The organism is uncultured Bacteroides sp., from assembly GCF_958445495.1.
In the GTDB taxonomy this organism is placed as follows: domain Bacteria; phylum Bacteroidota; class Bacteroidia; order Bacteroidales; family Bacteroidaceae; genus Bacteroides.
In genome coordinates, this window is the sequence record NZ_CAUCSQ010000029.1 from 1 (window position 1) to 18,594 (window position 18,594).

Below are 18,594 nucleotides of genomic sequence, written 5' to 3' on the forward strand. Positions count from 1 at the left end.
GTATTAGATTTAAGGTTAACAAAGGTTGGAGCAAGGCGTTGCTCCTTTTTTTATTTTAATTCTACATGAATGGCCAAAAGAACATTAACTGATGAAATAAACACAAATTCATTACTTATATATTAATATTCAGGGGATATGAAAAATATAATGATTATCGGTGCCAATGGATTTACCGGACGTCAAATACTGAATGATTTATCTAAACAAGACCAATACCACGTTACAGGTTGTTCTTTACACCCGGATATTTATCCAGTCCTCCCGAAATATCATTTTATTGAAGCTGATATACGAAATTTGTCGGTTACAGAACAACTTTTTAAAAAGGTACGCCCCGATGTAATCATCAATTGTTCTGCTTTATCAGTCCCCGATTACTGCGAAACACACCACGAAGAAGCCTATCTCACAAATGTCACAGCTGTAGAACAGCTAGCCTGCCTTTGTGAAACATACAAAAGTCGCCTTATCCATCTATCTACAGACTTTGTTTTTGACGGAAAAATAAATGAAACAATAGGACAACTATATACAGAAGAACATTTCCCCGCTCCCGTCAATTATTATGGATTTACAAAATGGAAAGGAGAAGAAAAAATCATTAAAATTTGTAATAACTATGCCATTGCCCGTATAGAAATTGTTTATGGAAAAACGTTTCCCGGCCAACATGGAAACATTGTCCAATTAGTGATGAACCGTTTGAAAACAGGAAAGGAAATTCGCGTCGTATCCGATCAGTGGCGTACACCAACCTATGTAGGAGACGTAGCAGACGGAGTACAACGTTTGATTGAGAAACCCATAAAAGGGATTTTCCATATTTGTGGTGACGAATGCATGAGCATTGCAGAAATTGCTTTTCAAGTAGCGGAGCACATGAATTTAGACTCTACTCTTATCAAACCCGTCACAACGGAAGAAATGAAAGAAAAAACTCCCCGCCCTCGTTTCAGCGGAATGAGTATTGCCAAAGCCCGGACAACACTTGGATACAATCCTCACAAATTAAAAGAAATTCTTACGAATTGGCACAATCTGTAAACTATTGAACAAAGAAGAAACCCAATGGCATGGCACCAAATGAGAATAACCTACATTATCGGATTGGTAAAAATAAACGATTATCAGATTTTAAATAACCAATCCGCAATTATAAAATTGGTCTGTCCTGAAAAAAACAATAAATAATAAATGAATTTTATAATCTTATTAAAATCCCGATTATTCGAAAACTTATATATACACAAAATTATGAACTGTGCCTAATCTTCTTTACAAATCTAACAAATAAAAAATATGGGATTCATTAAGAGAGTCCCATATTGTCCATTTACACAAAATCATGGGCAGTGCCTAACAGATAAACCTTTGTTATCTTGAGTGTTACTATCTAATTACTGCTATTTTATTGGTATTCTCATTTTTATTATATATCTTTGCACCGAAATTAAACAGACTTATAATGAACCAAATGCAACAAATACAAATTACTACGTTCTTTGTGGAAATCCCCAATTTCTGCAAGTCGTGTTGTGTGCATGTACATTGGTTCAGTGGATTTATCTAAGTTCTTCCTCTCTTTTATTACAAAGGAACTGCCTGATATTTTCTCATTAATTCATGTAGTAGTCCTTTTTCATGATTTTCAATAAGATTAATTTATCTTTTTTGAAAATTATTTGTGTTACTTACCCAATTATTAACTCTAAGCCCTCATATGACAATATGTTTTCTATTATATCTATCATGTTTTTAGGAATCGGTATCGGTTATACATTACGTCACCGAACCATTTTACAAAAGACCGAAAAGAGTATTACTTTTACAATATTTCTTTTACTTTTCATACTCGGCGTATCCATCGGGTCCAACAATCTAATTGTGAATAATCTCGGAAATTTCGGTAAACAGGCAATCATTCTTGCCGTATCCGGAGTACTAGGAAGCTTGATTGCCGCTCGAATAATATTACAGTTATTTTTCAAAAAAGGAGGTAAATAATATGAAAGGAAGTCTGATTGTTATATTATTTTTCTGTGCAGGTTGCATCATAGGAGCATTTAACCAATTCCAATTCGACACACACCATCTCTCTATGTATATATTGTATGCATTAATGTTACAAGTAGGCATCAGTATCGGAGCTAATAAAAACTTAAAAGCCATTATCTCACACCTACATCCCAAGATGCTATTGATTCCGTTGGGAACTATCGTGGGAACTCTGTTCTTCTCTGCATTGGCAAGCATACTTTTAAGTCAATGGAGTGTATTCGACTGTATGGCAGTAGGAAGCGGATTCGCCTATTATTCACTTTCTTCCGTACTCATCACCCAATTCAAAGAATCTTCCATAGGACTCCAACTAGCGACAGAACTGGGGACTATCGCCCTCTTAACCAATATTTTCCGTGAAATGATGGCTCTTCTCGGCACACCTCTCATCAAAAAATATTTTGGTAAGTTAGCCCCCATTTCCGCAGCAGGAGTCAATTCTATGGATGTCCTCTTACCCTCCATCAGCAGATACTCAGGAAAAGACATGATTCCTGTCGCCATTCTTCACGGTATTCTAATTGACATGAGTGTTCCTGTATTCGTATCCTTCTTCTGCAATATTTAAGAATATCCCCGGGCATCACTAGCAAAAACAAATCTAATGTCAGTATAAGAAATCTCATCCCTAAAGCTGCCTTGAGCTCTACAATGCCCGGGTTTTCCTTTCCTTGCAAATACTGATGTATCTTCATCACCTTCTCTATCTCAACTACTTGTTCCAGTTTCACCTCTCCCAAACGGACATAATATTCCAAATGTGTAACTATTGTTCCAATCGTCAAACCGCGTGTCTGGACTATTTCCTCCATATTCATTCCCTGCAAAAACATTTCATAAGTAATCTGTTTCGTTGTTTTTACCAGCTCTCATTTCATTTCTTTCTCCTCTCCCCTTTCCGAAACATCTTTCATTTCCTCTTCCAAAGAAACATTATCCCAAATTTCTGCTCGCCCCAATTTATTTTCTTTCATATATCTACGGACGATACTTAAAATTTCCAATCCATATTTCTCCACCCCTTTCACCCCGAAATAAGGTACACATACCAAAGCTTGCGGAGTATCCGGCAACAAGTTGACAATTCCCATTAAAGCCTTCTGCTGCATAATAACATAAGCAGGAAGCTTAATTTCACGCGCCTTTGCCGCTCTCCATTCCGACAAAGCACGATAAAGTTCTGGATGCAAAATATCAATCGGGACTTCTTTTCTCCCTTTTTCCGAACGCTTACGAGTAGCATGCTCTTTCCGTTCATTTCTCCCTTTCACTTCCTTGGCAATCATATTTGAAGACAAAGCATTATCCTCAAGTTTCAACATTACCTTAGCCCTCTCCTTTAAATAATTCGTAACGGTAAAAGTAACCATACGCATGGCTTGCAATAAAGATTCCTTAATCCACAAAGCATCATCAAATGCCTGCAAGCGTTCGTCCAACCGTTTGCTCAGTTCTCTGTTGTCAAGAGGCATATCCGTACTGTTACACAAAGCACGCACAGGCATCAGCGCCTCATAAAAATAACCCGCCCCCGAATGAATACGTTCCTGTAGTTCCCGGTCAGCCGCATACTCCTCACTCCCGCAAACCAAACGTGTATACTGATTACGAAATCGGCAGGCAACTTCCACAATCTTCTCTTTGATATAAGGTTCAAGCGCTTTATACTCCGCAAGTTGTTTAGGATAAAGCCTATATAACTCCTCATCTATCAGACGCAATAACCGTTTATAAGTCTGTTCGATAGTATAAAAATTAAACAAATCACTCAACAAATCAAGGAAATAAGCCCTCTGCATGTCACTCAACTGCTTATTCCCCGGCTTATTCCGTCCAACCTCTTCCGTAAAGCTATCAACCACACTATCACTAATGATAGCCTCTTTACGTAACGGAGATTCCAGAACTAGCCCCTCCAATGTCTTACACCGGCTTAATGCCACATACGTTTGCCCATGTGCAAATGAATTATGGGCATCAATGATAGCATGTTCAAATGTCAACCCCTGACTTTTATGAATCGTAATAGCCCATGCCAAACGTACCGGATATTGCCGGAATACTCCCTCTATTTCCTCTGTAATCTCTTTAGTCTCCTCATTCAAAACATATTTATAATTTCCCCATTCCTCCGGTAACAGTCGAAACTCAACCTTATTATCTTTTCCACGGACCGACATGCCCGTTTCATCAACAGAAGTCACCTCACCAATCATACCGTTATAATACCGTTTCTCAAAAGATGCATCATTCTTAAGAAACATAACCTGCGACCCTTCCTTGACAGTCAACACTTTATCGGCCGGATAAGAATATTCGGGAAAATTTCCTGTTATTTCTGCATGAAAACTGTAAGCTTGTCCCGGCAAAGATGCCAACTCATAATCATTGATTCGTTGTGCCTGACTGTTATGTGTCGTCAAGCGGATATATCCTTCCTCTTTCCGAGGTTGAAAATTCTTTCGATATCTTCGATTCAATTCATCCAGCACCTCATCGTCTGCCTTATTTTCCCGAATCTTATTCAACAGCGAAAGAAAAAAAGCATCATTCTGTCGGTAGACCCTTTGCAACTCAATTGTCACATAAAAAGTCTCCATCAAAGCACGACTGGCAAAAAAATAAGGTGTTTTGTAATATCTCTTCAGTAATGCCCAATCATTATCCTTTACAACAGGTGCCAACTGTTGCAAATCTCCAATCATAAGCAACTGTACTCCCCCAAAAGGTTTCTCCCGATTGCGATAACGTCGTAAAGCGGCATCCACAGCATCCAACAAATCTGCACGTACCATACTGATTTCATCAATGACGAGCAAATCCATACTACGGATAATGTTTAGCTTCTCTTTACTGAAACGATAAGGCATCTGTGAAGAATTAAAGGTAGTTTCCGGAACAAACGGTGCAAAAGATAGTTGGAAAAAAGAATGAATCGTTACTCCTCCGGCATTAATCGCGGCAATACCCGTAGGTGCTAATACCACCATACGCTTGGGCGTACACTCTCTCAATCGTTTCAAAAACGTCGTTTTTCCAGTGCCGGCTTTTCCGGTAAGAAATAAATGTGTGCCTGTGTTTTCAATAAATTGCCAAGCAAGTTGTAATTCTGGATTATTTTCCATGAATATTAAGTATTTAATGCAAAGGTACGGAAAACTATATATAGATTGGCAACAAAAAGCATTAAACTTTCTCTAGTGATAGCCATTCAACAACAGAAATTCACAATAAAATTCTACTCGAAAAGAAAAAATCTAAGGACAAATAAACACTCTTCAAAAAGTAAAAACAAACTAGCCGTGAACAAAATAAAGAAGCTACAAACAGTCCTAAAAGTTAAAAGACAGACTTATCTAAAAAATCCCGACCGTTTCTTTCCAGAAAAACAGTCGGGACAACCGTTCAAATTAAAACACTAGTATATTATACCATTATCAAATACCTAGAAAATTTACATGAACAAACCATCATTCTTACTGCATCGAGCCACCCACAATATCCAACAGCTCATTCGTAATTGCTTGCTGACGACTCTTATTGTACTGTTTCGTCAAATCCTGAATCAGTTCATTGGCATTATCCGTAGCTACCTGCATAGCCAATGTACGTGCCGCATGTTCGGAAGCATTGGAATCAACAGCAGCAGTAAATAATTTCTGGCTCAGCACTGTTGGTATCAAATCAGCAATCAACTGTTCCGCAGAAGGTTCAATAATATAATCGTTCACAACTTCACGCTTTTCTTCCTTTCGTTTTTCCTGTAATTCTCCTTCTTCCACTGTATGAATAAGGTCAATAGGCAAATAAGTCTCACGAAGCAAAATCTGTACTCCCATCGACTTGAAATGATGATAAATCAATTCCACCCGATCAATTTCCCCCGCCATATACATTTCCATCAACTGACGGGCCAACTGAGCAGCCTCCTGATATGTTGGCTTATCAGACAATGTCTGAGACGTTTGTTGCGGGGAAAACCCCATCCGTTTTACAGCCTCCTCCACCTTTTTTCCTACAGGAAAGACCAATATATTATCCTGCCCCAACGTACGGAATTCTCCTATGGTCTGTAACAACATCTTCACGACATTAGCATTAAACGCACCACAAAGCGATGTATTTGAAGAAAAAGCAACAATTGCCACCCGTTTTACTTCACGTATCTTCACGTAAGGAGATTCTATCGGAAGGTCGGCACTTAAGAAATTAGTCAGAATTTTACTCAATTTCTTCTGATAAGGCAACATATTCTCAATGGCTCCTTGTGCCTTATGTAGCTTGGCAGAAGCCACCATCTTCATTGCTGAAGTGATTTTCCGGGTACTTTTTACCGAATTTATTCTGGTTTTTACTTCTTTCAGTGAAGCCATGATGATAATTACAAATTACTAATTACAAATTACCCTAAGATTTCCAATGCATAAATATCTCGAATCAAAAGTAACTGCAATTATAGGTTACTAATTATTGAAATCAAAAGTCCGTAACGGACTGCCAATCCTCCTTACAACTACTTATAAATCCGTTATTTCAACCGGCAATCCGCAAAACGTTCTCTCGCTTACAGGTATTGTTTGGCAATCATGGCAGCAGTTTTTTCGATAGCTTCAGCCACATTATCATTAATAACACCCGTTTTCAGTACATCCAATACATCCTGTTGATGATTCAGTTGTAAGGATTCGATAAAACGACGTTCAAAATCCTGTACATCTTCCAAAGGTACGTCACGAAGCAAACCATGCGTGCCACAATAAAGAATAGCAATTTGTTGTTCCACAGGCATCGGACTGTATTGAGGTTGAATCAACAACTGGGCATTCTTGCGTCCTTTATCAATAGTAAGAGCCGTAATCGGGTCCATATCACTACTGAACTTAGAAAAAGCTTCCAACTCACGATATTGAGCCTGATCAATCTTCAATGTTCCAGCCACCTTCTTCATCGCCTTAATTTGAGCATTACCACCCACACGAGACACAGAGATACCGACATTGATTGCCGGACGTGTTCCTTGGTTAAAGAGGTCGGTTTCAAGAAATATCTGTCCGTCCGTAATAGAAATCACATTCGTAGGGATATAAGCGGAAACATCTCCCGCCTGCGTCTCAATGATAGGCAAAGCAGTCAGTGAACCGCCTCCCTTCACAATTCCCTTCAAAGCATCGGGAAGATCGTTCATCTCACGCGCCACTTCTTCCTGATTGATAATCTTAGCAGCACGTTCCAGCAATCGGGAATGCAGATAGAAGATATCACCCGGATAAGCTTCACGTCCGGAAGGACGACGCAGAATCAATGATACTTCACGATAAGCAACCGCCTGTTTGGAAAGGTCGTCATAAACCACCAGCGCATGACGACCCGTATCCCGGAAATACTCACCGATAGCAGCTCCGGCAAACGGTGCATAATATTGCAATGCAGCCGGATCACCTGCCGTAGCAGCCACCACAATAGTATAATCCATCGCTCCGTATTCACGAAGCGTATTTACGATAGAAGCCACGGTAGACCCTTTTTGGCCAATAGCCACATAAATACAATACACAGGGTCACCTGCCAAAAAGTTAGCCCGCTGATTAATAATAGTATCAATAGCAATTGCCGTTTTTCCTGTCTGCCGGTCACCGATAATCAACTCACGTTGACCACGCCCGATAGGAATCATAGCATCCACCGCTTTCAGTCCGGTTTGCAATGGCTGGTTCACAGGTTGACGGTAAATTACCCCCGGCGCTTTACGTTCCAATGGCATCTCATACAAATCACCGCCAATCAGCCCCTTACCGTCAAGAGGCTCTCCCAACGGATCAATGACACGGCCTAACATACCTTCCCCCACACGGATAGAAGCGATATGCTTGGTACGTTTCACGATAAAACCTTCCTTAATTCTATCAGTCGGTCCCAACAACACTGCACCGACATTATCCTCTTCAAGGTTCATCACGATTGCCTTGATACCGTTATCAAATTCAAGCAACTCATTAGCTTCGGCATTCCGTAGCCCATAGATACGTACCACCCCGTCACTTACCTGGAGCACAGTACCGATTTCGTCAAGCTGCACCTGGGTATTTATTCCTTCGAGCTGCTTGCGCAATATATCGGAAACCTCGCTTACTTTTATATTTTCAGACATTATACAATTCTCCTATTCTTATCAATAAATTGTTGTTTCACTCGCTTCAACTGCGTGGCAACGCTTGCATCCAGTCGGTAGTCGTTGACATCGAAGATAAATCCTCCTTCAATCGAAGGATCTATCACCGTTTCGAGTTCCATCTGGGCGTGCAAGATATGCTCTGCTGCGGAACGAATCCGGTTTTCCGTTTCCTTATTGACGGGAACGGCTGTAATGAGCTTACCCACTCCGATATGCTTCAGCTTCCGGTAGAGATCCAGATACATCAGGCTGATAAATTGCAGATAGCCTTCACGCCTGTTTCGCAGTACCAAAGTGATAAAACGGACAAACTCTCTGGTCGATTTTCCGTCACCGTCGGCAGCCGTGCAGACTAACGCCAACTTTTCCTTCGTTGTGATGACCGGATTATCAAGTGCTTCGCGCAAACCGGGCTGTTCACAAAAACTGTGCGACAGCGTCAGGAACTCCTGATATAACCTGTCCTCCAGACCTTTTTCCTGTGCATATTCAATGATGGCTTTTGCATAACGCATTGAGAGTATTCCGACTTCCATCTTCCTTAGTTCTTATTCGGGGTTAGTACTTCATCCAGCATACGGTCGATCATGCCCATCTGTGCTTCCTTGTCCTCAAGACTCTTGCGGAGCACTTTCTCGGCGATGTCCACAGAAAGCACGGCTACCTGGCGACGGATGTCGCGGATGGCTTCGTCTTTCTCTATCTGGATTTGTTGTTTCACCGCATCCAGTTCTTTTTGTGCGGCAATTTCGGCTTGTTTACGGGCCTCGTGAACAATCTTGTCACGTTCTTCCATTGCTTCCCTCAAGATGCGTCCTTGTTCTTTGTTGGCGGCAGCCACCAATGCGTCGCCTTCCTCTTTCAGTTTAGACAACTGGGCATTAGCCTCTCTCGCCACCTCCAAAGACTGGTCGATATAGGTCTTACGACCCTCCACCATCTTGATGATGACGGGAAAGCCGTATTTCGCCAATATCACGAACACAATCCCGAATGAGAGAAACATCCAGAACAGCAGGCCACTATCAGGTAATAGTAATGACATAATCTTTATTTACGATTTTACGATTTACAATTTACGATTTCGCGGCTGATCATGATTTGAAACATGGTTCACGCCTGCGAAATTCGCTTGTTATATACCTGATTAGAGGAAGAACACCAACAGACAAACTACTACCGCCAACAGAGCCACACCTTCAATCAAGGCGGCGGCGATAATCATGTTCATACGGATGTCCCCTGATGCTTCCGGCTGGCGTGCGATAGCTTCCATTGCCGAACCACCAATCTTACCAATACCCAAACCAGCTCCGATTACTGCAAGACCTGCACCGATAGCTGCACCTAATTTACTAACTCCTACTGCTGCTGCAGTGGCTTGTAACAATACTGATAGTAACATAATTTTCAGTTTTAAAATGGTTTATATTTTTATTCTATTTGCTCTCTTAGTTTTTAACTCTCTTTTACTCACCTTTTTCCTTTACCTTTGCCCCCTCCTGCGCTAAACCTATAAACACAGCCGAAAGCATCGTAAACACATAAGCCTGAATGAAAGCAACCAATAATTCAAGTGCATTCATAAAGATATTAAACAATACGGAAGCCACAGTCAACGTCCCGTTCAATGCAGGTCCCATGCTTGCCGAAATAAAAATCAGACATGTAAGCACCAGCATCGCCATATGCCCTGCCAGCATGTTGGCAAAAAGACGAATCATCAACGCAAACGGTTTCGTAAAAATACCAAAGAATTCAATGAACGGCATCATCGGTACAGGTACTTTCAACCACCAGGGTACGTCTGGCCAGAAAATATCTTTCCAGTAATGCTTGGTTCCGAAAATATTGACTGCAAGAAATGTACAGACCGCAAGTACCATCGTAACCGCGATATTTCCCGTCACATTCGCACCTCCGGGAAAGAAGGGAATCAGCCCCATCAGGTTATTGATAAAAATAAAGAAAAACGCAGTCAACAAATACGGAGCGAATTTTCTATAATTAGGACCGACACAACTTTTAATGATATCGTCATTCACCATCATGATAAACATCTCCATAAACCCGACAAAACCTCCTGGCGCCTGGGCACCGCGAGGACGTTTGCGATACCAACGGGCAACACTCAACACGATTACGAGCAACAAGATACTATTGAATAACAAAGCAAATGTTACCTTTGTAATAGATATATCCCATGGACGAATCTGTCTGCCTGCCGCATCATACTCCACTAACTTGCCCTCATACTTACTCCCTTCCGGAGCGATGGAAAATCCCTCATAAGTTCCCCCGTTTTCTTCCAGACGAGAAGAAAGGAAAACGTGCCACCCTGTAGTACTACTATAAACAATTATAGGTAATGGTATGGTAATATGCGTTTTACCCCATGTTGTAATATGCCATTCGTATGAATCGCCAATATGTCCGAACACAATCTCTTTCACATCAACCGTATTCTCCTCCTCTTCTTTCGCCGTCACTCCCTTATTTTCTCCAGACAAAGTTTCCTCCCCCGAAGTTATTCCCTCCGAAATTGTCTCTTCCGAGTTCATCCCTTCTTGCGCAAAGACGGGTATGTCCGTTAACACGAAACAAAATAGAAGCAATAGAGTTACTATGTTACGCAACTGTTTCATTTTTAATCTTATTTTTCTTTTTCCGTTTCAGGTTCACTTCAAACGAGAAGAAGAACCATGTTTCATATATCAGATACAACAGATAGAACGAGACAAATGTCAGCAGAAACGCTTTGGCTTCCTCTTGCACTGCAATACAGTATATCAGTATCAGAATCAACGAAAGAATCATTTTTATCATTTTCATCGCCAGATACAACAGCAACATTTTTTGTGGGGCATGCCGCCGACATGCATCAAACATATAGATACTGAACATGCCGAATATATAAAAATATACCGGAATAAACGGATACCCTCCAAAATAGTGTCCCGGCAGGACGACGTGCAGAATTACTGCTCCGGCTCCCGCACTTAATATGGCAAATAAAGTGTTCAAGCCGATGAAGTTCCGTTTCGTCTTACTAATGTTCATCATGTCACTGTGTTTTTCTACTGTATTTTTTAATTCCGTTTTTTTCAATCACCGTGATATCTTCCCCTATCTACGAAATGCAGACAGAAGCTGTCCCGTCACTCAATTCCACAAAACCACCCTGAATATCCAATGTATGTTCCTCTCCCCCTGTCGTGGTATAACTCAATGTTCCCGCCTTCAGCGACGAAACGATAGGTGCATGCCCCGGCAGAATGGAAAATGAGCCGATTGTCCCCGGTAACGTGACAATGTTCACATCCCCGTCAAATATGCTCTTTTCGGGAGACACTATACTCAAATGCAGTTCTTTCATCAGTATGTTTTTTTATTTTTTCGCTTGTTCCAGCAATTTCTTACCTTTCTCAATGGCTTCCTCAATCGTACCAACATTTAAGAATGCCTGTTCGGGAAGTTCATCCACCTCACCGTCCAGAATCATCCTGAATCCTTTAATCGTATCTTCAATGGACACCATTACTCCCGGAACACCCGTAAACTGTTCGGCAACGGCAAAGGGCTGTGAAAGAAAACGCTGCACACGACGGGCACGGTTCACCACCGTCTTATCTTCCTCAGACAATTCTTCCATACCGAGAATGGAAATAATATCTTGCAATTCTTTGTTACGCTGCAAAATTTGTTTCACCCGTTGCGCCACGTCATAATGTTCTTGTCCTACAATATGGGGATCAAGAATACGTGAGGTAGATGCCAACGGATCGACAGCCGGATAAATACCCAGCTCGGTAATTTTACGGTCAAGCACAGTTGTGGCATCCAAATGACTGAAAGTCGTAGCAGGAGCAGGGTCAGTCAAATCATCGGCAGGCACATACACTGCCTGAACAGAAGTAATAGAACCTTTCCTTGTAGAAGTGATACGCTCCTGCATGGCTCCCATCTCTGTAGCAAGTGTCGGCTGGTAACCGACGGCAGAAGGCATACGTCCTAACAAGGCCGAAACTTCTGAACCGGCTTGCGTGAAACGGAATATATTGTCGATAAAGAACAGGATATCACGTTTCTCACCTTCACTTCCGGCATCACGAAAAGACTCTGCAACTGTCAATCCGGACAATGCCACGGAAGCACGTGCACCCGGCGGCTCATTCATCTGACCGAATATCAAAGACACCTGTGATTTCTCCAGTTCGTTATAATCAACTTTAGAAAGATCCCAATCGCCTTTTTCCATACTCTCCTTGAATGCCTCACCGTAACGGATGACACCCGATTCAATCATCTCACGAAGCAAATCATTACCTTCACGTGTGCGTTCACCTACTCCGGCAAACACTGAAAACCCGTTATGTTTCTTGGCAATATTATTGATAAGTTCCTGAATCAGCACGGTCTTTCCCACTCCCGCACCGCCGAACAGACCGATTTTACCACCTTTAGCATAAGGTTCCAGCAAATCGATAACCTTAATACCGGTAAAAAGCACTTCCTGTACAGTAGTCAAATCTTCAAATTTGGGAGGTTCACGGTGAATAGAATATGCACCTTTCCGGTCAAGTTCCTTCATTCCGTCGATAGAATCGCCAACGACATTCATTAGCCGTCCTTTAATCTGCTCGCCAATCGGCATTGTAATCGGACCACCGGTAGGACGCACCTTCATGCCCCGTTGAAGTCCGTCGGTACTGTCCATTGCCACGGTACGAACCGTGTTTTCACCGATGTGTTGCTGTACTTCTACAATCAGTATTTTGCCGTTTGGCCTTTTTATCTCCAGTGCATCATGTATGCTTGGCAGCATCAGCTCCGCGTCCGTACCGTCAAAATACACATCGACCACAGGGCCGATAACCTGGGAGATATGTCCGATAATCTGTGACATAAGCAATCTTTTTTATATTATTCTTCTCTTTCCTAATCGAATCTTACCTATTGAATCTCAAAATAGTATGACAAGGAACGAATATTTCGCGTTTTACCTGCTTCACTATTTGTTATAAACAGTTAAGTTCTGGTTTTGTTCATTCGGTTCTTATTTCCAATTTCTAAACAGATTACAGTTTCCTAGAAATAGTTAAATAAACAACTGCGCAAATGTAGAAACAAATCCGTGACATTGTTCTCGCTTTTTCAAAAATTGTCGTTCAATAACACTTATTAGGCCAACAAAGACTACAAACGGGACAATTTGGGAACGCTTTTATTTCCATCAAACGATTTAAGCGATAAAATGACAAAATAAAAGAACTATGCCGTAAATCGTAGTTCCCTTACCGTAACCATCATAAAACTGTCAATATGAAATAGAAAATCACGATAACCGAATGCGGAAGTTATGACAATCACTATAGTAACGGCGATAAAAACAGTGGCAGAAACAACTAGTACTGTGTTCGAGCACAAAAAGAAAGTGATTATTTATAAAATTTATATTTATACGACCTCAGAACATTTTCCTTTCCAACAAAATAGCTATCAGGTACCCCCTGAACATTTTAAAATTAAGCATTTTCATAATATATCACGAATTAAAGTGATGGAGCAAAATCGAACACGAAAGATTCAAAAAGAACAAAAGAAAATATAGGTTTACAGGAATCGGAAGCAGGCTTCATCCATCCGCTAAATAAATACCATATTGTCAGCGATTTCTCATTTGAGTGTATCGACAATATACTCTCATAGATTGAACACTTACAAATTTTAAATGAGAAAAGTATGTTTCTTCAATTGGAGCATAAATACCTTCCAACTTCTGTTTTCGATACGGTCAGAAATAATAACGTAATCCTCCAAGAAGGTTAAAACGGGTAATCCCGCTACGTTCATTATTTTTCAATTTTATTTCGCTTCGGTCCGGTAAACTACCATTAATCGTATTTAATGAAAAGCCCAATCCCCAATGAGCGGAAAGCATATATTCGATACCTACCGTTGCGTGTACTCCCATTCCACAAGCATTGTAAAAAGGCTCATGATAAAGAAAAAGACCTATACCCAAACCACATTTCAATATCCATCTGTCAAATTTGGTACGTACCACCCACTCAGGAGCAATATAAGAAAGCAACATATTATCTCCTCCGCGGAAACCGGTTCTATAACCGGAATATTGCACCCCGATTCCCCAACCACTATTCCAAGCATATTCATAAGAAAGCTTCCACTCCAAACCGCCATTATTTCCCCAAACAGCACCCGTAATATCATACAACGTACTTGTCACCCAACCATACCCGATACTCGCCTCAAATGTACTGGCCGGCACTCTTCTGCTCTGCTCGCGCTCTTTGACTACCAGCAACTCCAGGTCAATCATATCCTGCAACGGATTAGCTTTTAAAGTATCTACTCCTTTATCTGTCAGACGAAGCATCAGACCGGAAATCTGATGACAGGAACTTCCCCAAAAAGAAGGTCTCAGATGATTGGTGATGACAAGACCGTTTCCTCCGTTTTTTCCCGTCACTTCTTGTGCAAGATACAACACCCGGTCATAATTACAATTAGCGGACATTCCTCGGTCCACCACCGAAACACGACCAATTGTTTCTGCCGTATTAGGCACTGTTTCCCCCAATCCAATCACATAAACCGAATCGGCGGGAATGATGTCAGGATAAGTTTTTGTCAGATGAGTTACAACTTTGGGCGAACAAGAAGTCATCAGCAGTAAGACCGCAACAGCAAACAGATTTACATTCTTCATGTTTTTCATATTAAGTTATGCCAAACAATACAGGTTTACTATACCATTCGGCATAACAATAAAATCCTATTTCAATACACTTCCACCTTTTCCGCAATCCTCTTCGCCTTATCACGTAAGGTTTCCAACTCAGAACCCAACGGAGCATAACAAAGAACGACTCCCATACGGCGGTTGACACGAGTAAACGGTTTACCGAAAATACGGAGATAAGTATCCTCTTCTTTTGTTACCTCTTCCAATCCCCGGTATCGAGGACGTTCCTGGCTGGCAATCGGAGAAAGGATTACGGCACTCGCTCCCATCCGTTCTTGTTTGATACCGGGAATAGGAAGACCGAGCACGGCACGCAGATGAAGTTCAAATTCATTCAAGTTCTGGGTTCCTGCCAATGTCACCATACCGGTGTCATGCGGACGAGGAGAAAGTTCTGAAAAATAAACACCGTTCTCATGGCTCAAAAAGAACTCTACTCCCCACAATCCTGCACCCGTCAAAGCCTGAGTGACTTTCTCCGCCATCTCTTCCGCCTCTCTCAGATGGGCCGGTTCTATATGTGCAGGCTGGAAACTTTCCCGATAATCGCCTCCCTTCTGCACATGTCCGATAGGCGGACAAAACAAAGTAGGACCATTTTTTTGCGTAACAGTCAACAAAGTAATTTCACTGTCAAATTTTATAAACTCTTCTATAATGAGCTCACGGATGTCACCACGGCTTCCACTACATCCGTATTCCCAGGCATGTTCCAATTCATCGGCACTTTTTACCAATGACTGGCCTTTACCGGAAGAAGACATCAACGGCTTTACCACACATGGAAAACCGATTTTTACAGCAGCCTCTTTCAGTTCGTCCAAACTCTTAGCGTAGTAATATCTGGCAGTTTTCAATCCGAGTTCCTTGGCTGCAAGGTCACGGATAGCTTTCCGGTTCATCGTGAAATTTACAGCACGGGCACTGGGCACTACCTGGATACCCTCCCTTTCAAAATCGTACAAGCGCTCGGTACGAATAGCTTCAATTTCCGGAACGATAATATCCGGCCGGTGTTTCTTAACCACCTGTTCCAACTCCTCACCATTCAACATGTCGAACACCTCATATTCGTCAGCTACCTGCATAGCAGGCGCTCCCACATATGAATCGCACGCAATGATGTATTGGCCTTTACGTTGCGCGGAAATTACAAATTCTTTTCCTAACTCTCCGGAACCGAGCAATAGTATCTTCTTCATTATTTTGAGTGTTTTTACGTTAACCATGCAAAGGTAGTACATTTCAATGAAATATGACTTTTCAATGACGTACTTTTGGATATTTATTATGAAAACGAAAACCTAACCCAAGCATCAGGTAGTTGGGAGTCTGGAAGTTCTGTAAATTGTAACCGATATGAAGGAATGAGTTCCGTGTCACTCCGATTTTTAAAGCCAATATCTGATAGAGTCCTCTCAAATCACCCCGCCCGACCACATTAGCCCCTATACCGACCCCGATAGTAAAATAAGGCATTACATATTCCGCGCGTCCGGAGACTCCCAAAGCCAACTGATGCTGAATTCCCGGCCGCAGAAACTCACAGTTCGAAGAACTACCGCCATACTCCACAATCCGGTCTTCGGTATACACATTGGCACTACCGTCATACACACCATCCAGAGACGCACCGACCCGAATCTTATAACCCAGATTATACATCGGTGCAAAATTAAATCCCGCCACCGGATAACTGCCCGGCGAAGCGATTTGCTTTTCTCCCCAATACACACCTTTGCGTCGCCATGAACCGAACAAAACCAAGTCATAACTGATATGGCGCGGAAACCGGGGAACAACCGGACGGAATAATGCTCCGGCAACATCTTTTGCATCCCTATTCATATTATAAACCAGCCCGATTTTAGCACCGGCGGTATTTATCCCGGCATTCGGGAATTTCGTATTTCCATTAGAGAAATGCGTAAAATCTCCTCCGATTATCAAATCAAAATAACGTGAAAACGTCCAGTTCAGGTAAATACCGGCATTAATATAAGCATTCATACGGGAACCGACCGCCCCATTGTACGAATTATAATCATTGTCATAAGGTTTCCACCCTACGGACAGTCCGAAATTCCATTCGTAATTAAGTGACAGGGAAGGAATAAAACGAACGATTCGAGCCCCCTGAAACATATAAAATGAAATCGGATCTCCCAACTGTTTCTTGTCTCCAAAAGTAGTCGCTGCCAACCCGAAACCCTGATAAGCCCCTCCATAAATACGGTCGGCACAAGTGTTGGGACGGAATTGGAAAGAATACTTCAGATGAGCTGCAAAAGAGGAACGAATAGGTTCCCAACGTTCATTCTCCCCTTGTAGAAAAGGATTGGTAGGAAACACATATTGCGGACGTCCTTCTATCCCTAAACGATGGATAAAACGGTGAGGGACATATCCCCATACCGTATCTGCTTCGTACCCAGAAAAAACATCCTGCCGAAGCATACGAATTTCTTCCCGCAACTCCCGGACTTCTTGCCGGAGCATGAAGACATCCTGTTGCAGTTGCCTGATATCCCGTCGCACTTCTCCCGTGTCCCGCCGTATCTCCGGAACATCCTTCACAACCCCTTGTGCATACGAAAAAGTATTCGGTAAAAATACTCCCAAACAGAAAGCGATGATTATCCATCTTGACATTTTTAGTATCATAATATGAGTCCGGTTAATAATTCCTTATACAATCCAGTTAATCTTTTTATATAGTTCAGTCAGTCTTTTATACAGTCTAATTATCTATGTAAACTCAACAGCCTTCTCAGGATAGAGTTATAAATCGAGTATTTCGATAAACTTTGCCACATGATAACCGTCCATCAGTCCGTGGTGACAGGTAACGGAAACAGGCAACATCAACTTCTCTCCCTCATGGAAATACTTTCCGGTAGAAATTTTGGGAACACTATCCCCCGAACGCATATTTACAGGATGTTTCATATCCGTAAAAGCAAGCCACGGAACAGCCGAATAATGAATGGCATTCGGATGGAAAACGCCTGTCTTATTCAAACCGTCAGTGTCCTGCAGACGTTCCATTTCCGCTTTCGCCTTACGGATAAAAGCCATTTCATCCTTATCATATTCAAACGAGGCAAAAGAAAACGTATGATTCGCCCGCCCTACGGTCGCTTCTGGCACAAGACTGTCATAACACACGACCTTACCGTCTTCAATGCGATAGCGAAACTCTTCCACTTTACAAGCAGCCGTAATGATACGATGTAAAACCAAAAGTGAAAAAGAGATTCCCTTAGCTTTTGCTTCCCGATAAGAGCGAGTGCAGTCCACGTGAACCGTCACTCCGAAAAAAGGGTCGTCAAAAGCACTGAAATGTTCAAAATGTTCTCTTCTGTTCCAGGTGGAAATATCAATTACTTTTTCTATCCGATTCATCTTCATCCAAACACTCTTTTTTTAATCTGAATAATTATATTTATTCTGTTGTATGCAATTATATATAATAAATTCACCACAGGCCCACACAAATCCGCACAGGTTGAATTCAAAAAAGACATCTATTAATATCTGTGAGAATCTGTATAAATCTGTGGTGAAAAGATTCAAATATCCGTTCTTTCGA

Annotated in this window: 16 protein-coding genes and 1 pseudogene; 3 read left to right on the forward strand and 14 right to left on the reverse strand. The window is 41.7% G+C overall.

Features of this window, described 5'->3' with window-relative positions:
• Positions 1-138 precede the first annotated feature (138 nt).
• The 3 genes from Q5076_RS10995 to Q5076_RS11005 all read left to right on the forward strand — a co-directional run bounded on the left by Q5076_RS10995 (position 139) and on the right by Q5076_RS11005 (position 2,629).
• Positions 139-1,047 carry an SDR family oxidoreductase gene (locus tag Q5076_RS10995; protein ID WP_303013146.1) on the forward strand — a complete coding sequence of 303 codons (909 nt, stop codon included), beginning with the start codon at positions 139-141 and terminating at the stop codon, positions 1,045-1,047.
• A 684-nt stretch (positions 1,048-1,731) separates the two neighbouring features.
• Positions 1,732-2,007, forward strand: coding sequence for a LysO family transporter (locus Q5076_RS11000; RefSeq protein WP_303013149.1), 276 nt, complete (start codon positions 1,732-1,734; stop codon positions 2,005-2,007).
• Between the two features lies 1 nt (position 2,008).
• Positions 2,009-2,629 carry a lysine exporter LysO family protein gene (locus tag Q5076_RS11005; RefSeq protein ID WP_303013150.1) on the forward strand — a complete coding sequence of 207 codons (621 nt, stop codon included), beginning with the start codon at positions 2,009-2,011 and terminating at the stop codon, positions 2,627-2,629.
• On the opposite strand, the pseudogene Q5076_RS11010 reads toward Q5076_RS11005, so the two are convergent.
• The 14 genes and pseudogenes from Q5076_RS11010 to Q5076_RS11075 form a co-directional block, all read right to left on the reverse strand.
• Positions 2,626-5,186, reverse strand: a pseudogene (locus tag Q5076_RS11010) (helix-turn-helix domain-containing protein). The gene Q5076_RS11005 and the pseudogene Q5076_RS11010 sit on opposite strands and share 4 nt — an antisense overlap.
• Positions 5,187-5,537: 351 nt before the next feature.
• On the reverse strand, positions 5,538-6,434 hold the full coding sequence (locus Q5076_RS11015; protein ID WP_303013152.1) for a F0F1 ATP synthase subunit gamma: 897 nt from the start codon (positions 6,432-6,434) through the stop codon (positions 5,538-5,540).
• Between the two features lie 191 nt (positions 6,435-6,625).
• Entirely contained in the window at positions 6,626-8,209 is a 1,584-nt protein-coding gene (atpA, locus tag Q5076_RS11020) for a F0F1 ATP synthase subunit alpha (protein WP_303013154.1), read from the reverse strand.
• On the reverse strand, positions 8,209-8,769 hold the full coding sequence (locus Q5076_RS11025) for a F0F1 ATP synthase subunit delta (protein ID WP_004295760.1): 561 nt from the start codon (positions 8,767-8,769) through the stop codon (positions 8,209-8,211). The genes atpA and Q5076_RS11025 overlap by 1 nt, the downstream gene beginning before the upstream one ends.
• Positions 8,770-8,774: 5 nt before the next feature.
• Entirely contained in the window at positions 8,775-9,278 is a 504-nt protein-coding gene (atpF, locus tag Q5076_RS11030) for a F0F1 ATP synthase subunit B (protein ID WP_004295759.1), read from the reverse strand.
• A gap of 102 nt (positions 9,279-9,380) precedes the next feature.
• The gene (gene atpE / locus Q5076_RS11035) at positions 9,381-9,638 is read right to left on the reverse strand and encodes an ATP synthase F0 subunit C (RefSeq protein WP_004295758.1); all 258 of its coding nucleotides are present in this window, start codon (positions 9,636-9,638) and stop codon (positions 9,381-9,383) included.
• Positions 9,639-9,702: 64 nt separating this feature from the next.
• Positions 9,703-10,878: a F0F1 ATP synthase subunit A gene (gene atpB / locus Q5076_RS11040; RefSeq protein ID WP_303013157.1), complete on the reverse strand. Its 1,176-nt coding sequence runs from the start codon at positions 10,876-10,878 to the stop codon at positions 9,703-9,705.
• The gene (locus Q5076_RS11045) at positions 10,862-11,296 is read right to left on the reverse strand and encodes a hypothetical protein (RefSeq protein WP_303013159.1); all 435 of its coding nucleotides are present in this window, start codon (positions 11,294-11,296) and stop codon (positions 10,862-10,864) included. Before Q5076_RS11045 ends, atpB begins: the two co-directional genes overlap by 17 nt.
• 67 nt (positions 11,297-11,363) lie before the next feature.
• Positions 11,364-11,609, reverse strand: a complete 246-nt coding sequence (gene atpC / locus Q5076_RS11050) for an ATP synthase F1 subunit epsilon (RefSeq protein WP_303013160.1) — start codon at positions 11,607-11,609, stop codon at positions 11,364-11,366.
• A 12-nt stretch (positions 11,610-11,621) separates the two neighbouring features.
• A complete protein-coding gene (gene atpD, locus Q5076_RS11055; protein ID WP_303013161.1) occupies positions 11,622-13,139 on the reverse strand; it encodes a F0F1 ATP synthase subunit beta in 1,518 nt (505 codons plus the stop codon).
• A gap of 888 nt (positions 13,140-14,027) precedes the next feature.
• Entirely contained in the window at positions 14,028-14,966 is a 939-nt protein-coding gene (locus tag Q5076_RS11060) for a hypothetical protein (RefSeq protein WP_303013162.1), read from the reverse strand.
• 71 nt (positions 14,967-15,037) lie between these two features.
• Positions 15,038-16,204 (reverse strand): formate-dependent phosphoribosylglycinamide formyltransferase, encoded by a 1,167-nt coding sequence (purT, locus tag Q5076_RS11065; RefSeq protein ID WP_303013165.1) that lies wholly within the window; start codon positions 16,202-16,204, stop codon positions 15,038-15,040.
• A 61-nt stretch (positions 16,205-16,265) separates the two neighbouring features.
• Entirely contained in the window at positions 16,266-17,666 is a 1,401-nt protein-coding gene (locus tag Q5076_RS11070) for an acyloxyacyl hydrolase (protein ID WP_303013167.1), read from the reverse strand.
• 117 nt (positions 17,667-17,783) lie between these two features.
• On the reverse strand, positions 17,784-18,407 hold the full coding sequence (locus Q5076_RS11075) for a chloramphenicol acetyltransferase (protein ID WP_303013266.1): 624 nt from the start codon (positions 18,405-18,407) through the stop codon (positions 17,784-17,786).
• Positions 18,408-18,594 lie beyond the last annotated feature (187 nt).

What these genes read in the sequence shown, in the direction of transcription:
- Q5076_RS10995 (WP_303013146.1), top strand. Translation starts at nt 139, where the DNA reads ATGAAAAATATAATGATTATCGGTGCCAATGGATTTACCGGACGTCAA.
- Q5076_RS11000 (WP_303013149.1), top strand. Translation starts at nt 1,732, where the DNA reads ATGTTTTCTATTATATCTATCATGTTTTTAGGAATCGGTATCGGTTAT.
- Q5076_RS11005 (WP_303013150.1), top strand. Translation starts at nt 2,009, where the DNA reads ATGAAAGGAAGTCTGATTGTTATATTATTTTTCTGTGCAGGTTGCATC.
- Q5076_RS11015 (WP_303013152.1), bottom strand. Translation starts at nt 6,434, where the DNA reads ATGGCTTCACTGAAAGAAGTAAAAACCAGAATAAATTCGGTAAAAAGT.
- atpA (WP_303013154.1), bottom strand. Translation starts at nt 8,209, where the DNA reads ATGTCTGAAAATATAAAAGTAAGCGAGGTTTCCGATATATTGCGCAAG.
- Q5076_RS11025 (WP_004295760.1), bottom strand. Translation starts at nt 8,769, where the DNA reads ATGGAAGTCGGAATACTCTCAATGCGTTATGCAAAAGCCATCATTGAA.
- atpF (WP_004295759.1), bottom strand. Translation starts at nt 9,278, where the DNA reads ATGTCATTACTATTACCTGATAGTGGCCTGCTGTTCTGGATGTTTCTC.
- atpE (WP_004295758.1), bottom strand. Translation starts at nt 9,638, where the DNA reads ATGTTACTATCAGTATTGTTACAAGCCACTGCAGCAGCAGTAGGAGTT.
- atpB (WP_303013157.1), bottom strand. Translation starts at nt 10,878, where the DNA reads ATGAAACAGTTGCGTAACATAGTAACTCTATTGCTTCTATTTTGTTTC.
- Q5076_RS11045 (WP_303013159.1), bottom strand. Translation starts at nt 11,296, where the DNA reads ATGATGAACATTAGTAAGACGAAACGGAACTTCATCGGCTTGAACACT.
- atpC (WP_303013160.1), bottom strand. Translation starts at nt 11,609, where the DNA reads ATGAAAGAACTGCATTTGAGTATAGTGTCTCCCGAAAAGAGCATATTT.
- atpD (WP_303013161.1), bottom strand. Translation starts at nt 13,139, where the DNA reads ATGTCACAGATTATCGGACATATCTCCCAGGTTATCGGCCCTGTGGTC.
- Q5076_RS11060 (WP_303013162.1), bottom strand. Translation starts at nt 14,966, where the DNA reads ATGAAGAATGTAAATCTGTTTGCTGTTGCGGTCTTACTGCTGATGACT.
- purT (WP_303013165.1), bottom strand. Translation starts at nt 16,204, where the DNA reads ATGAAGAAGATACTATTGCTCGGTTCCGGAGAGTTAGGAAAAGAATTT.
- Q5076_RS11070 (WP_303013167.1), bottom strand. Translation starts at nt 17,666, where the DNA reads ATGATACTAAAAATGTCAAGATGGATAATCATCGCTTTCTGTTTGGGA.
- Q5076_RS11075 (WP_303013266.1), bottom strand. Translation starts at nt 18,407, where the DNA reads ATGAATCGGATAGAAAAAGTAATTGATATTTCCACCTGGAACAGAAGA.